We start from the raw sequence: 14,664 nt of genomic DNA on the forward strand, positions 1-14,664 counted from the left end.
ATGTCCCGGTGGGGGCGGCGTGTCGCCGGTGCCGAAGTCTGCACTCTGCGATTCCGAACGCCGAGTGAGGAGAACAGGTGGCGGATGCGGGACGGCGTCAGGAGACGCCCCTCTTACGTGATCGGGCGCGATACCTCTTCGACAGAACGCTGGCACGCAGCACGGCAGCGCTGCTCGGCTGGCTGGCCCTGGGCTGTCTGACGCTGGTCGTGCCGGTCAGCGCGCTTCTGGTGTGGACGGACCCGCGGGCGCCGCGCTCCGTGCCGGGGCGTATCACCGCCGTATGGCGCATCAGTGCCGAGACGTTGCGGCTGAGCGGGGTGACGGGCTCTCCCCTCAGGATGCTGTTGGCCGCGTTACTCGGCCTCATCGCCCTGTTGTGTGTGTCCACTGTCGTGGGTGTCATCACCACCGGTCTGGGCGACCGGCTCACAGAGCTGCGCCGGGGCCGCTCCACTGTTCTGGAACAGGGTCATACGGTCGTGCTCGGCTGGTCCGAGCACATCTTCACGGTGGTGGCCGAGTTGTTCGCGGCCCGCTCCGGACGAGGCCGACACGTGGTCACCGTCCTCGCCGACCGTGACGCGGCCGACATGCACACCGAGCTCACGAAGGCGCTCGGCATCACATCCCCCGCCCGGCTCGTGTGCCGTACCGGCTCCCCGACCGACCCCGAGGCACTCGCACTGGTCGCTCCCGGCACGGCACGGTCGGTACTGCTGCTCCCCTGCGACGACGCCGACGCCGACTCGCGGGTGATCCGCACTCTTCTGGCGCTGCGCGTCGTGATCGGCGCCCGGCCCGGGCCACCACTGGTGGCGACCGTGCGGCACGACCATCACCTGCGCGCCGCGCGACTCGCGGCGGGCCTGCGGAACACCGTCCTGGAAGCGGACCGCACGACGGCACGGCTGCTCGTGCAGTCGGCTCGTCAGCCAGGGCTCCCGGCCGCCCTGCGCGACCTGCTCGACTTCGCCGGAGCCGAGTTCCACACCCTCGACGTCGCCGGGCCGGTGGGGCGGTCGTACGCGGAACTGGCACCGTCCTTCGAGGACGCGTGTGTGATCGGAATTCTGCGGGCCGACGGCACCGCGCACCTCACGCCGCGGCCGGACACCCTGCTCCGTGCCGGTGACCGGTTGGTCGTAGTCGCCCACGACGACCATCCGGCGGCCGCCACCGACTGCCCCGGCCACATCGACGAGCGGGTGCCGACAGCCGAACACGAAGGGGCCGACGGACCGACCCACACGCTGATGCTGGGCTGGAACCGCAGGGCGCCGTTCATCGTGGACCTCCTGCGCCGCACCGCACGGCCGGGCTCCGTCCTCGATGTCGTCACCGATCCGGAGACGGATCCACCCGGGGCCGCCGCTCATCTGTCACACTCCGACGGCTCCGACCTCCTCCGCGTCAGTCACCGTAGCGGCGACCCCACTCGCTTCGCCACCCTGCGCGCCCTGGACCCTTCCCGCTACGACAGCGTCATCGTCCTGCGGGACGAGAACCCTGCCGCCCCCGGGCAGCCCGACGACAGGACCCTGCTGACCCTGCTGATGCTCAAGGCACACGAAGAGGAGACAGGACGATGCGTCCGTGCAGTCGCCGAACTGCACGATCACCGCAGCCGGCTGCTGGCACCCCTCGGCGCCACGTCGGCGGTCGTCGTCCGCGGTGAACTGACCGCCCTGGTCATGACCCAGATCTCCCACAACCCCGCTCTCGCGGCCGTGTTCGAGGAGATCTTCACCGTTCGCGGCGGAGCGCTGGCCCTGCGCCCCGCCCACGCCTACGTACGCCCCGATGCGGAGGCATCCTTCGCCACCGTCGCGGCGGCGGCGCTCGCACGGGGCGAGGCCGCGATCGGATACCGCGCCCGCGATCCCCGCGCCGACCCCGTGGCACACCGGATCCGTCTGTGCCCCCGCCAGTCCGAACGGCGCGTCTGGAGGTGCGAGGACGAACTTCTGGTGCTGACCGCGGGACACGACATCCCCTCTGCCGACGAGGCCGAGCCGCCCTCTTTTCCTCTTCCTCGGCGCGACGGCGACTCCGCGGCGGAGGTTCCGCGTGCATGACCGGTCGACGGTTCCGCCGCTCAGTCCCCTTCGTCGTCCTCGAAAACGAAGTACACGCTCAGCACACAGGAGAACTCCTCCCCGGCGGGGGCGTTCTCCCAAGCCGTGTCGAGGACACGGACATCGTGCGCCCTGATCCATTCGGCGGCTTCGGCGAAGGGATCGGCCATCCGCGAGCCGAAGAACATCTTCCGTGCCACGGGGTGCACTTGGGAATCGGCGTCGGAATCGTCGAAGCGGTCGGGCACCATCAGATGAAGATCGGGTTCACTTCTCACACGGACACCTTCCGGCAGTCAGCCGCCTCTTCGCGGCGCTCACGGAGGGAGACCCTCATGGTGGTCCGCCAGGTTGCTCGTCGCGCCCCTGCTCGCAGTCCGATGCCGACGGTGCGTTCGTGCGCACCCGACTTGATCGGGCACAGGATGTCGGGTCGGGCAGGGTGAGCCCTGCCTAGCGTGGTGGTCGTCAAGAGGAAGGAAGACGGGCGTGCTGGAGCGACTCAACCAGGCGATGGAACACATCGAGTGCCGTCTCGACCAGGACATCGAGGTGGCCGAACTCGCCCGCGTCGCGGCCACCTCGGAGTACCACCTGCGTCGGATGTTCTCGGCACTCGCGGGCATGCCGCTGTCGGAATACATCCGGCGCCGTCGGCTGACCCTCGCGGGAGCCGATGTGCTCGCGAGTCGGACAACGCTGCTGGAGATCGCGGTGCGCTACGGCTACGGCTCCGGCGAAGCGTTCGCTCGGGCGTTCCGGGCCATGCACGGCGTCGGCCCGAACGAGGCCCGACGTACGGGCGCAGCGCTCAGCTCCCAGCCCCGGATGGCCTTCCGTCTCGTCGTCGAAGGAAGTAGCAGCATGCGATATCGCGTTGTGGACAAGGCGGACTTCAGCGTCGTGGGGCTCAAGAAGCGTGTACCGCTGGTACATGCGGGGCCGAACCAGGCGATCATCGACTTCGTACGCGGCATCGACCCGCAGATTGTGGAGCGTCTGCAGCGGTTGTCGGACCAGGAGCCGGAAGGGATCGTCGCGGTCTGCGACGATCTTGACCCCAGCCGCGCCGAGGGCACCGAGCTCGACTACTACCACGCGGTGATCACCTCCGCGGCTGCCCCTGAGGGCACCACCGCCTTGACCGTGCCGGCCGGCACCTGGGCGGTCTTCGCCACCTCGGGGCCGGCGCCGCAGGCCATTCAGGAGCTGTGGCGGGACGTCTTCACCGAGTGGTTCCCGTCGAACCCGTACCGCAGTCGCACCGGACCCGAGATCCTGCGCACCCGCCTGTCGCCCCGGACAGGCGAGGCCGACGCCGAACTGTGGCTCCCGGTGGAACCGGAACTCGGCTGACACAGGGCCCGGCCGGGGGCGGGCGAGAGCCGGCCTTCCGGTCGGCCGTGCGGTCTCTCCGTCAGGAAGCCAGGAACGGCCCCACGGCGCGTTCCGCATCGCCGTCGCCCGGCGGCCCCAGGGCGTTCGTCCGCCCCCCCGATGCGGACGAGTGCGCAAGCAGGCGGACCGGTACGGCGACCCAGCGACCCCCGCTACCGCGACCAACTGAGCGGCTCCCAGGGCCGGGGCCACTGCCCCTGCCGTTGCACCGCGGCCTGTCACCGCGCGTTCACCGGAACGGGGCCCAGTCCGGTGCCCCCCCGACACGGCACACCGGCTGATGTCCACCGGCCGGCACCGGCCCCTGGAGGTGCCCGGTTCAGGCGCACGGTACGTGCCCCGGGCCCGCCGGCCTGTCCGTGCCGGACGGTACGGTCGCTCATGATCGACGAAGGGGAGAGCAGATGACCATCCAGAGGCCGGGCCTGCCGGAGGACCTTCCGGACCCCGAGGTGCTGTGGGCGCGATGGGCGCTCGTGGCCGTCGTGGCGGCGACCAGCGAGGCCGAGCGTGCGCGCCACCGGACCGGTACGTGGATCGACGACGAGGGACTGCACCTCGACGACAGCGGCTGCACCTGGTGGACGTTCTCCCGCTTGGGCGGTGGCCGGTACGTGCTCTACGGCGAGGACGAATCCAGCGCATGCAAGTGGCACGAGCCGCCGGTCGACATGCTGGCGGGCGGCCCTGACTGGCTTCCCCACGAAGAGCTGCGCGACCGCCTCGCGGGCAACGAGCTGGGCTGCGTCTACTGGTACGACAACGGCGCCTGGGCCCGCGCCCCCTACCCCGAGGGCCTCAAGGACGACGGTCTGGACTGCGGGATGAGCCGGTTCGTGGAGCGCGACGAGGCCCACAGGCTGCTGGACGAGTACGTCGGCTACGGCAGGCCCGCCCGCGCACTCCTCATGGAGCACGCCGAGGCCCGTCGGCTGACACCGGAACTGCTCGGAGAACACGTCTCCTCACCGGAGGGAGGCCCCCCGGACCTACCGGCGATGACCAGGGCACTGCGACCTGCGGGGCTGGATGCCTCGCTCTAGCTGTATTGACCTGAAGCGTTGTTGACACGGCTGATCGGTGGGTGACCGCCGAGTGCGGTGTGGCAGCGGTGGTGGTTGTAGGTGTGCAGGAAGTCTGCCAGGGCTTGGGTCCGTTCTTGGTTGGTGGTGTAGGGCCGCAGGTAGGCCCACCCGTCCTCAGAAGCTGCTGTCAGCGGGCCTGTGCGCCACCTGCCGGAACCTCTCCGCGCCGGGGCGACTCGGACACCGCGATCGGGGAACTGGGAGAGGAGCCCATGACACACGAGAGGCGCCGGAGGTGAGCGGCCCGGCCCTCGCGGCGCAGGAGAGGCGACGATGGCGCGCGAACACGACCTGCAACAGGCTGCCCCGGACCCTGCACGAACAACTCCCGGCGACGGTGACACACGGCGTCGGCCGCTGCGAGAGCGGCACGTCGAGGAGACGGTCGAGGTCAGCGTGCCGGTGCGTACGGCGTACGACCAGTGGACGCAGTTCAGGACGTTCCCCCGGTTCGCGACCGTGGTGCGCGGGGTCGAACAGCTCAGGCCGACCGTGACCGTCTGGACCCTCGGCTACGGCCCGCTGCGCCACCGCTTCGCCGTGGAGATCGTCGAGCAGGATCCCGATGCCTACCTGGCGTGGCGCGGTCTGGAGCAGCACCCCTCGCACCAGGGCGAAGTGGAGTTCCGGCCGACGCAAGAGGGCGGCACGGCCGTCACCGTCCGGATACTGCTGCGGCCACGGGCGGCCACGAAGGCGCTCCTCGGCTCACCGCGCGCCACGCGGCTGATCGCCCGGCTCCTGCACCGCGAACTGCGGAACTTCAAGGGGTTCATCGAGGGCCTGGGGCAAGCCGGCGGAGCCTGGCGGAGCACCATCCGCAACGGCCGGGTGCAGCACGACCACCCCGAACCGCCCCGTAGCCGCGTGGCTCACTGGCCCGTCGGCTGACCCGCGCACCGGAACCCGGCAAGAGAAAGGCGAACCCCATGCAGAACCCGCCCGCTGAGGAGACGGAGACCACCCTTTCCGTGACGCCACCGAAGAAGTGGGCGGCCGGAGTCCCGGCGGTCGTGCACGCGCTGGAGTACTCCCTGGAACAGACCTCCCCGCGCAAGGCGGGCGTGGACCTGCTGGCCATGAACCAGGTCGGCGGCATCGACTGTCCCGGTTGTGCCTGGGCGGATCCGGCTCCCGGGCACCGTCATCGCAACGAGTACTGCGAGAACGGTGCCAAACACATCAACGACGAGGCGACCAGGCGCCGTATCACCGCCGACTTCTTCCGGCAGCACAGCGTCTCCGATCTCGCCGGCCGCTCCGACATGTGGCTCAACCAGCAGGGGCGGCTCACCGAGCCGATGATCAAGCGTCCCGACTCCGACCACTACGAGCCGATCAGCTGGGACGATGCCCTGGGCGTGCTCGCTGAGGAACTCACCACGCTCGACTCCCCCGACGAGGCCGTCTTCTACACCTCGGGGCGCGCCAGCAACGAGGCCGCCTTCGTCCTGCAGCTCTTCGCCCGCGCCTTCGGCACCAACAACCTGCCCGACTGCAGCAACATGTGCCACGAGTCCAGCGGATTCGCCCTCAATGAGACGCTGGGCACCGGCAAGGGCACTGTCGGTCTGGACGACCTCCACCACGCGGACCTGATCTTCCTGGTCGGACAGAACCCCGGAAGCAACCATCCCCGCCAGCTCACCGCACTGGAGACGGCCAAGCGCAACGGGTGCCGGATCGTCGCGGTCAATCCGCTGCCGGAGGCGGGGCTGCGGCGCTTCAAGAACCCGCAGACGGCCCGGGGAGTCGTCGGCCGCGGCACCCAGATCGCCGACCGCTTCCTGCACATCAAGCCCGGCGGGGACCTGGCCCTGTTCCAGGCCCTCAACCGCCTGCTGCTGGAGGCCGAGGCCGCTCGGCCGGGAACCGTCCTGGACCACGACTTCATCGACGCCCACACCTCCGGCTTCGAGGAGTTCGCCCGACACGCACGCACCGTCGACTGGGACGACGTACGCGCCGCGACCGGACTGACCCGCCAGGAGATCGAGCAGGTCCGCGACGAGGTCCTGCGCAGCGAACGCGTCATCGTCTGCTGGGCGATGGGCATCACCCAGCACAAGCACGGGGTGCCCACCATCCGGGAGATCGTCAACTTCCTGATGCTGCGCGGCAACCTCGGGCGGGCCGGCACCGGCGCCTGCCCGGTGCGCGGACACAGCAACGTCCAGGGCGACCGCACCATGGGCATCTGGGAGCAGATGCCCGACTCCTTCCTCGACGCGCTCCAGAAGGAGTTCGGCTTCGACCCGCCGCGTCCCCACGGACTGGACTCGGTGAACTCGATCAAAGCGATGCGCGAGGGCCGTGTGAAGGTGTTCCTCGCGCTGGCCGGGAACTTCGTACGGGCCGCCCCCGACAGCGCGGTCACCGAGGAGGCAATGCGTACATGCCGGCTGACCGCTCACATCTCCACCAAGCTGAACCGGTCGCACACCGTCTGCGGTGCCACGGCACTGATCCTGCCGACCCTCGGCCGTACCGAACGTGACCTGCAGGCCTCGGGCGAACAGTTCGTCACGGTGGAGAACTCCATGAGCCAGGTGCACACCTCCCAAGGGCGCCTGGAACCGGCCTCCCCTGTCCTGCTCAGCGAGATCGCGATCCTGTGCCGGCTGGCCCGGCGCACACTCGACGGCCGGGCGGACATCCCCTGGGACGACTTCGAAGGGGACTACGACACGATCCGCGACCGCATCTCCCGCATCGTCCCGGGGTTCCACGACTTCAACGCGCGCGTCACCCGCCCGGGCGGCTTCCAACTGCCCAACGCCGTGAACGAAGGCGTGTTCCGCACCGCGGTCGGCAAAGCCCTGTTCACCTGCAACGAACCGGTGGTGCCGCGCGCGCCCGCGGGCCATCTGCTGCTGCAGACCCTGCGCTCGCACGACCAGTGGAACACCGTCCCCTACACGCAGAACGACCGCTACCGCGGCATCCACGGAAGCCGCCATGTCGTACTCGTCAACCCCGCCGACCTCCGCGAGCTCGGTCTCGCCGCAGGTGACCAGGTCGACCTGGTCAGCGTCTGGGAGGACGGCACCGAGCGGCGCGCCGAGAAGTTCGAAGTGGTCCCCTATCCGACGGCCCCAGGATCGGCCGCCGCCTACTACCCCGAGACGAACGTCCTGGTGCCGCTGGACAGCGTCGCCGACATCAGCAACCAGCCCACCTCCAAGGGCATCGTCGTGCGCCTCGAAAGCTGATCCGGTTCCACAGCCGCCGGTTGGCGGGGATGCCGCCCGCGTGCCGTGTCACGCGTCCGGAGCGCCGGGCGCCGCCTGGGTACTGGCAGCGCCCTGAGCACGGTAGTGCCGCAGAAGGCGAAGAAAACGCCGATAATCCGCAACTCCGCCCAGGACGTACAAGAGGTTGCGCGATATCGGGAGGACAAGGGCGAGCATCGGAGCGTACGCGACCCACGCGAACCCGGCCCCCAATGCCACTGCGCAGAAGAGGGCCACTCCCGGAGCCGTTTCCGTCGGGGACCCGGTCAGCCACAGCAGGGACGCAAGCTCGGCGAGAAACAACAGCGAGATGATCGCGACGGCGGACAGGACGTACAACACCATGGCCAGACCTGCCCGTGCCCCCACATTCGTCGCCCGCACCTGCCGTGCGACGTCTTCCACCTGCTGCGCAGAAGGATCACCGCCTTCGCGGAACATCGCACGGATCAGGGTGATGGGGCCTGTGAGGGATTCGTACAACTCCCGCACCCGTTGACGGCGGTTGTTGATCTCGACCACGGCCACCAGCAGGATCACCGGTGCCACCGCGGCGACGGTGGCGGCGTAGCTTTCTGTCATCTTCACCGCGACAGTGTGCCCTCACCTCACCCGTTCGTGTCACAGGAACATCACCGTGCCTCCCTGCCGACTCCGCGCGCCGCATGATGCTCTCTCAGATCACGCACCATGGTGGGGGACCACACGCGCACACGTACGGTTGCGGCCGCGCTCGCTGCCGCAGCGCTGCTCACCCTCGCGGCCTGCGAGGGCAGCGACGGCACCGGCTCCAGCTCGTCGCACAGCAGCGTCCAGGGCACCGATGGCTCCGCGGATGACCGTTCCGCCCAAGACGCGACCCCGTCCGCGCCCGTCGTCGAGGACGAGGCCGACGCGGAGACCGCGACGCTGCCTGATCGCTGACACTCCCCCACCGACTGGCCGTCTCCCACGGCCCGTAGCGTTCCGGCAGCTCACGTCACGAGATCATGAGTGAGCTGCCCCGCTCCTCGACATACCCGTATGCGCTCGGCCGGGCCGACGTCAGCCCGTCACCCGCACGCCGAACTGGAACGATCCGATCGTGCTCATCGACTCGTAGCGCACGTAGGCACCCGGGTACGGGGCGTGCAGCACCTGGTTGTTGCCCGCATAGAGGCCGACGTGCTCGGTGTTGTTGAAGAAGACCAGGTCACCGGGCTTGAGCGCACTCATCCCGATCCGGGTTCCGTCGTTGACCTGCGTGTAGGTGACCCGGGATATGTGCACCCCGGCCTCCGCGTACGCCCACTGCGTCAGGCCGGAGCAGTCGTACGAGTTGGGGCCGGTGCCGCCTCGCGCGTACGGCTTGCCGATCTGGGAAGCGGCAGCGTTCAGGGCTGCCGCGCCGAAGGGGGAGGCGGCCGCCTCGTTGCCGAGGTCGACGCGCTCCGCCGCCGTGCGGCTGGCACGCGCCTCGGTGTCCGCGATCTCCTGACGCTCGGCGGCGGTCAGGGAGTTCAGCAGCTTCTGCGCCTTGCTGAGCTTGCCCTGGATCTCCTTCTTCTTCTCGCCGAGCTGGGTGCGGGTGGTGGCGAGGTCCTTCAGCTTCTCCGTCGCCTCGGCACGCTGCTGGGCCAGCTCACGCTGTTTCGTCTGCACCTTCTTCAGCGACTCCAGTTGCTGCGCGGAGAGCGACTCGAGCGTGGACGCCTTGTCGAGGTAGTCGTCCGGGTCGGCGGAGAGCAGCAGCTGGACCGAGGGGTCGATGCCACCGGAGCGGTACTGGGCGCTCGCCATCGTTCCCAGCCCTGTGCGCAGTTCGTTGAGCTCGTCCTGCTCGCGGGCGACCTCGTCCTGGATCAGGCCGATCTCCTTCTGCAGTTTCTCCTGCTTCTCCTTGGCGCCGTCGTACTGGTTGGTGGCTCGCTCCGCCTCCTCGTAGAGCTTGTCGACCTGTGACTTCACCTCGCTCTTGGTCGGCTTCGGGGCCGCATTGGCGGCCTGCGAGGTGAGAGCCACGGCAGCGGCCGCGGTCGCGGTGAGCACACTCACGCGGGTGCGGCTCTGCGGCTTGGGTCGGCGGTGAAGCGCCACGAAGACGAACTCCTTCTTCCTTCACCGCCCACAGGCCAGCCACGTGGACGGCGCCCTGCACGGCCGCTCACGTGGTGCGAGCGATCATCTGTGCGAGGGTTTCGAGATCTCACCCTAGTGATCTTCTTGTAATCATTTCAAAGTTTGAAGCGAACAACTTCGGCCACTTTCTTCACTCTTGGCCTACGCATCATTCACAGGCGGACGCCCCGTTCCCGACGAGGCAGCCGCCGGGAACGGGTGTGACGGTCAGAAGTCGTCGGCGCCGTTGCGGAGCTCGGGGGTCCAGTAGCCGACCAGGGCCTGGGCAGGATCAGCCGCGATGCCGTCGGATCCGGGCGCGGTAACGGCGATGACCGTCGAGTCTCCCTCCAGCGTGACCGAGAACGCCGACACGGGTTCGTTGTCCTCGTCGGTTCCGCCGTCGGAGACCTTGAGCAGGGCGTAGGCCGGGGCTCCCGCGGACAGCACGACCGGGGCGGCGGGCTTGCTCTTGGCCACGGCCGGGACGTCCTGCTTGTGGCTCTCCAGGAGCTGGACGTGCGGGAAGCCCGCCAGGCGGCAGGAGTGCCCCGAGGTGTTCTTCGCGGTGAGGACGAGGTGGGTGTAGGGCGGGCCGTCCTGCTTGGCCGCGGTCACGGTGACGTCGGCGGCGGCGCACGCCGGCGTGGAGGTGCTCGCCTGCCGGCCGTTCGAGTCGTCAGAGGTGCCGGAGTCGGCCGGTCCCGAGGGCTTGCCCGACCCGGTCGAACCGGCCGAGTCCGCGGTCGCGGCCGGTGCGGACGCGCCTGCCGTCGCCGTCGCCGTGGCTGAAGTGGGAGGTGTGGCCGCCGCGTTGTCGTCCTCGCCGCCCTGGCAGGCGGTGAGCGAAAGGGCCAGTGCCGTGCCGGCGACGGCCAGCATCGTGGAGCGGGTGAAGACAGCGGTCATGATGGGTTCCCCCGTGAAGTGGTGCAGAGACACCGGCCTGTTGCCGGTGGCCGGAACGATCGGTCGGGTGTGACACGTGCGGCGGTCCGCCCATTCCCTGACACGAGCTCGGGCGGACTGCGACGCCGTTCGCGTCGGGCCCCAGTCGATCACCGCGAAACCCTCGCCACCAGGCGGTTCTCCCGGCAGAAGTACCGTCCGTCATACTTCTGCCGGGGGCTCGCACAGGGAGAGCCGGACGATCGGGGATCTCAGCGGTGCGCGGTGCCATGCCGGCCGGCGACGAATTCAGGCAGCGACTGCGACACTTCCGGACCCGTGCCGGGCTCAGCCAGGAGGCGCTCTCCGAGGCGGCCGGGGTCAGCGTCAGGGCCCTGGCCGACATGGAACGCGGGCGCACGCTCGGGCCGCAGCGCCGCACGGTCCAGGCACTCGCCGAGGCACTGAAGCTGGACGACGACGAGGCGGCGGATCTGGAGAAGTCCGCCGCACTGGGGCGACCACGTCCGCGCGCCGCCACCGCTCCCGCTGGGCCGAACATACTGGCCCTGCCGCGCGACATCCGGGACTTCACCGCACGGGGCCCGGCACTCGCGCGGCTGCTGGAGCTGGCAGCGACCCTCGACGACGGGAAACCGGGCGGCGACGAGCCCGCGGAACCGACGGCGGTCTCCCCGGTTTCCGTGATCACTGGTCAACCCGGGCTGGGCAAGACGGCCTTCGCCGTCCACGCCGCGCATCGCCTTGCCCCGCGCTTCCCCGACGGACAGTTCGCCCTGGACCTGCGCGGCATGGACGCCGAGCCGACACCGCCCAGGGACGCGCTGGCCCGGCTCCTCGCCGCGTCGGGCATCACCGACGCCGCGATACCCAACGGTCTCGACGAGCGCGCCGCCCTGTGGCGGTCACTGCTGAGTGAGCGCCGGGTGCTCCTGCTGCTCGACAACGCCGTCGACGAGGACCAGGTCCGCCCCCTGCTGCCCGGTTCCGGGCCGTCACTGACGCTGGTCACCAGCCGCAACTCCCTGGCGGGCCTGGACTCCGTCCACCGCACCGATCTGGCACTGCTGCGTCGCGAGGAGGCCGTGGAACTCCTGACCCGTATCCTCGGCCCGGAACGCGTCCTGGCCGAGGCCCAGGCCGCCCGTGACCTCGCCGACCTGTGCGGGCACCTGCCGCTGGCGGTCCGCATCGCCGGACAACGCCTCCTCAGCCGGCCGCACGAACGCCTCACCAAACTCGTCACCCGCCTGGCCGCCGAAGGACGCCGCCTCGACGGGCTCCAGGCCGGCAGCCTGCGGGTGCGTGCCGCGTTCGCCCTCTCCTACCGTCAACTCCCGCCCGTCACACGGACCTTCCTGCGCCGCGCCGCGCTGGCCGAAGGCCCTGACTTCAGCCCTGAGACCGGTGCCCTGCTGGCCAACCTCTCCTTCGACGCGGCCGTCGACTGCGCCGAGGAACTCACCGACGCCGGGCTGCTCCAGAGCGACGCCGTCGCCGAGCGGTACCGCTTTCACGATCTGCTCAGGCTCTACGCCCTCGAACAGACCGAGTCGGAGGACCGTCCCGACATCCGCGACGCCGCCCTCGACCGTACGGCGCGCTGGATGCTCGAACGGGCCACCGCCGCCGCGCTCCACTACGAGGTCCACCAGGAGCGGACCACACCCGCCCAAGACCCCGATCCCGACACGGCACCGGTCGGCAAGAGCGAGGCACGGCGGTGGCTGGAGGCCGAGCGTGCGCAGTGGCTGGCCGCGCTGCACCGGGCGCACCGATCCGGCTGGCACCAGGAGGTCCTCGACACCGCGCAGGCCATGCACTGGTTCTCCGACATGACCCAGCACTGGGAGCAGTGGGTGGAGGTGTTCACCTGCGCCACCGACTCGGCACGCGCACTGGGCGACCGCCGACAAGAAGCGGTCCACCTCAACTACCTCGCCTGGGCCCACAACCTCTGTGCGCACAACCCGGAGGCCGCCCTGACCGCGGCCGACGCCGCACTGGAGGCCGCCCGTGAGTGCGGGGACGGGCTTCAGGAAGGCTGGGCGCTCGGCTACGGCGCAGGCGCCCTCCACCGGCAGGGCAGGGCCGAGGACGCGCACGACCGACTGCGGGAGTCGGCCCGCCGCCTCGCGGCGCTGGACGCCCCCGAGGCCCGGCCGGCCGAGCTGACCATCCTCAACACCCTGGGCAACCTGCTGCGGCACACCGGCCGGGCGGCCGAGGCGCTGGAGATCCATCGCCGCAGCGAGCGGATCTGCCGGACGGGGTTTCCCGGCCGCTCGGACGAGCTGGTGAGCCTGTATCACGCGGTGGCCCGGCAGCAGATCGGCAACGACCTGGTGGCCCTGGAGCGCTGGCACCAGGCCGAAGCGCCACTGCGCCAGGCACTCGCCGACTTCGAGGCGGCACACATGCCCATCTGGGCCGAGCAGGCCCGCCTGGACCTGGGGCGTGCGCTCAGTGGCATCGGGCACCCCGAGGCCCGGCAGACGCTGCTCACCGCCCGGGACTCTCTCGCGGCGCTGAACAGCCCGCTGCACGTCGAGGCCACGGCTGCACTGGCTGCCCTCGACACCCACGAGGGGGCCTCCGCCGCCGGCTGATGGGCGCGGCCTCCTTCTCCGTGGTCTTCGCGGAACGCGTGGCGCTGGGAGTCGTCCTGGGGCCGGTTCCGGTATGGGCCCATGAAGTCGCGGCGAGGTGGGGCCGGATGACTTCACCTCGTATTTGGTTCCACCGGGTTCCCTGTCTTGCTCCTGGAGGGGCCCCGCTGATCGCCAGACCTTGAGGTCTCGGAGCCGAACGGCTCTCGGACTGCTGTGGCAGGAAGCGGCCCCCGCTGCGAGCCATCGGTCGGCGTCGCCTGTGGCCAGGTCGTGGTCTCGCCGGCGCGGCAGAAGCCGGGGACCTCCCCTTGACGGCGGTCCGGAGCAGGTCAGTGACCAGGCCGCGAGCGCATCTGCCACTGGGTCATCGCACCGAAGGCGAGAACGTTGGCTCGGCGGGTGGTGAAGCGCGAGGTCAGGGTCATCACCCAGTTGAAGGCGCCGGAGACGACGCTGGGCGGCGGGTTGCGCCGGTCCAGCGTGCGCAGCGCGGTGGTGACCACCTGACTCGGCGTCTGCAACCGGACACCGCGGGCCATGTCGTCGGAGCCGGCCGCGTCGAAGAACTCGGTGCGGGTCGGGCCCGGGGAGAGCGCGAGCACCCGCAGGCCGGTCCCCCGCGATTCCTGCCACAGCGCCTCGGTGAAACTCAGCACGAAGGCCTTGGTCGCCCCGTAGACCGCGGCATTGGGCCACGGCTGGTACCCGAGAGAGCTGGCGACGTTGACGAGGACACCGGTCAACTGGCCGATGAACGCCCTGGTGACGTCGACCAGGCTGGCCACGTTCAGGCCGATCTCCTGCTGGACCCGTGCCGCGTCCTCCTGGCGGAACGGACTGTGGGTGCCGAAACCGGCGTTGTTGACGAGGCTGGTGACGGTGATCCCACGCCGGGCCACCTCTCTGGCCAGCGCATCGCCCGCGGCAGCCACCGTGAGGTCGAACGGCACCACCGTGACGGTGACCTGGTGCTTCGCGGACAGCTCGTCGGCCAGGGCCTGAAGCCGGTCCGCGCGTCGGGCGACCAGCACGAGGTCCGAGCCGCGCGCGGCGAACTGGCGGGCGAACTCCGCGCCGAGTCCGGCACTCGCCCCGGTGATCAATGTGGTCTGGGTGCGGTAGTCGATCTTCTTCATGGCAGTCAGGGACACGGTGCCCTCGCGGGTACCTCCTCCCCTGCTCCTTTCAATCCTTGCGACGGTCGGCGACCGTCATCGAGTGCTCATCTGTGGCAGGCCTCCTTGCGGAGGTG

Annotated in this window: 12 protein-coding genes and 1 pseudogene; 7 read left to right on the forward strand and 6 right to left on the reverse strand. The window is 70.1% G+C overall.

The annotated features are described in order from the left end of the window. The first annotated feature begins 77 nt into the window (after positions 1-77). Complete coding sequence (locus tag EJC51_RS02160; RefSeq protein WP_126269427.1) at positions 78-2,078, forward strand: CASTOR/POLLUX-related putative ion channel; 2,001 nt, start codon at positions 78-80, stop codon at positions 2,076-2,078. Positions 2,079-2,098: 20 nt separating this feature from the next. Here EJC51_RS02160 and EJC51_RS02165 read toward each other — a convergent pair whose 3' ends face one another. Continuing rightward, positions 2,099-2,356, reverse strand: a complete 258-nt coding sequence (locus EJC51_RS02165) for a hypothetical protein (protein ID WP_126269428.1) — start codon at positions 2,354-2,356, stop codon at positions 2,099-2,101. 211 nt (positions 2,357-2,567) lie between these two features. Here EJC51_RS02165 and EJC51_RS02170 point away from each other — a divergent pair, with 211 nt between their 5' ends. Together EJC51_RS02170 and EJC51_RS02175 are read left to right on the forward strand one after the other, a co-directional pair. Then, positions 2,568-3,434 carry an AraC family transcriptional regulator gene (locus tag EJC51_RS02170; protein WP_126269429.1) on the forward strand — a complete coding sequence of 289 codons (867 nt, stop codon included), beginning with the start codon at positions 2,568-2,570 and terminating at the stop codon, positions 3,432-3,434. A gap of 446 nt (positions 3,435-3,880) precedes the next feature. Continuing rightward, complete coding sequence (locus EJC51_RS02175; protein ID WP_126269430.1) at positions 3,881-4,519, forward strand: hypothetical protein; 639 nt, start codon at positions 3,881-3,883, stop codon at positions 4,517-4,519. Here EJC51_RS02175 and EJC51_RS02180 read toward each other — a convergent pair. Continuing rightward, a pseudogene (locus tag EJC51_RS02180) lies at positions 4,516-4,674 on the reverse strand (integrase core domain-containing protein); the annotation flags it as partial. The gene EJC51_RS02175 and the pseudogene EJC51_RS02180 sit on opposite strands and share 4 nt — an antisense overlap. A gap of 160 nt (positions 4,675-4,834) precedes the next feature. Here EJC51_RS02180 and EJC51_RS02185 point away from each other — a divergent pair. Further along, positions 4,835-5,452 carry an SRPBCC family protein gene (locus tag EJC51_RS02185; protein ID WP_126269431.1) on the forward strand — a complete coding sequence of 206 codons (618 nt, stop codon included), beginning with the start codon at positions 4,835-4,837 and terminating at the stop codon, positions 5,450-5,452. A 38-nt stretch (positions 5,453-5,490) separates the two neighbouring features. Continuing rightward, positions 5,491-7,773, forward strand: a complete 2,283-nt coding sequence (locus EJC51_RS02190; protein ID WP_126269432.1) for an FdhF/YdeP family oxidoreductase — start codon at positions 5,491-5,493, stop codon at positions 7,771-7,773. A gap of 48 nt (positions 7,774-7,821) precedes the next feature. Here EJC51_RS02190 and EJC51_RS02195 read toward each other — a convergent pair whose 3' ends face one another. Continuing rightward, positions 7,822-8,382: a hypothetical protein gene (locus tag EJC51_RS02195; protein ID WP_126269433.1), complete on the reverse strand. Its 561-nt coding sequence runs from the start codon at positions 8,380-8,382 to the stop codon at positions 7,822-7,824. A 102-nt stretch (positions 8,383-8,484) separates the two neighbouring features. Here EJC51_RS02195 and EJC51_RS02200 point away from each other — a divergent pair, with 102 nt between their 5' ends. Continuing rightward, positions 8,485-8,718, forward strand: a complete 234-nt coding sequence (locus tag EJC51_RS02200) for a hypothetical protein (RefSeq protein ID WP_126269434.1) — start codon at positions 8,485-8,487, stop codon at positions 8,716-8,718. A gap of 120 nt (positions 8,719-8,838) precedes the next feature. On the opposite strand, the gene EJC51_RS02205 is transcribed toward EJC51_RS02200, so the two are convergent. Both EJC51_RS02205 and EJC51_RS02210 read right to left on the reverse strand, forming a co-directional pair. Further along, entirely contained in the window at positions 8,839-9,870 is a 1,032-nt protein-coding gene (locus EJC51_RS02205) for a C40 family peptidase (RefSeq protein WP_126269435.1), read from the reverse strand. Positions 9,871-10,119: 249 nt separating this feature from the next. Continuing rightward, the gene (locus EJC51_RS02210) at positions 10,120-10,800 is read right to left on the reverse strand and encodes a DUF4232 domain-containing protein (protein WP_126269436.1); all 681 of its coding nucleotides are present in this window, start codon (positions 10,798-10,800) and stop codon (positions 10,120-10,122) included. 257 nt (positions 10,801-11,057) lie between these two features. Between EJC51_RS02210 and EJC51_RS02215 the strand changes: the two genes are divergently transcribed. Then, positions 11,058-13,409: an ATP-binding protein gene (locus EJC51_RS02215; protein ID WP_341870632.1), complete on the forward strand. Its 2,352-nt coding sequence runs from the start codon at positions 11,058-11,060 to the stop codon at positions 13,407-13,409. A 332-nt stretch (positions 13,410-13,741) separates the two neighbouring features. On the opposite strand, the gene EJC51_RS02220 is transcribed toward EJC51_RS02215, so the two are convergent. After that, a complete protein-coding gene (locus EJC51_RS02220; RefSeq protein ID WP_126269437.1) occupies positions 13,742-14,548 on the reverse strand; it encodes an SDR family NAD(P)-dependent oxidoreductase in 807 nt (268 codons plus the stop codon). Positions 14,549-14,664 lie beyond the last annotated feature (116 nt).

It is taken from the genome of Streptomyces aquilus (assembly GCF_003955715.1).
GTDB classification, from domain to species: Bacteria; Actinomycetota; Actinomycetes; order Streptomycetales; family Streptomycetaceae; genus Streptomyces; species Streptomyces aquilus.

Excerpts from the sequence above, each read along its gene's own strand:
- EJC51_RS02175 (WP_126269430.1), top strand. The coding sequence starts at position 3,881 with ATGACCATCCAGAGGCCGGGCCTGCCGGAGGACCTTCCGGACCCCGAG.
- EJC51_RS02185 (WP_126269431.1), top strand. The coding sequence starts at position 4,835 with ATGGCGCGCGAACACGACCTGCAACAGGCTGCCCCGGACCCTGCACGA.
- EJC51_RS02190 (WP_126269432.1), top strand. The coding sequence starts at position 5,491 with ATGCAGAACCCGCCCGCTGAGGAGACGGAGACCACCCTTTCCGTGACG.
- EJC51_RS02200 (WP_126269434.1), top strand. The coding sequence starts at position 8,485 with ATGGTGGGGGACCACACGCGCACACGTACGGTTGCGGCCGCGCTCGCT.
- EJC51_RS02210 (WP_126269436.1), bottom strand. The coding sequence starts at position 10,800 with ATGACCGCTGTCTTCACCCGCTCCACGATGCTGGCCGTCGCCGGCACG.
- EJC51_RS02220 (WP_126269437.1), bottom strand. The coding sequence starts at position 14,548 with ATGAAGAAGATCGACTACCGCACCCAGACCACATTGATCACCGGGGCG.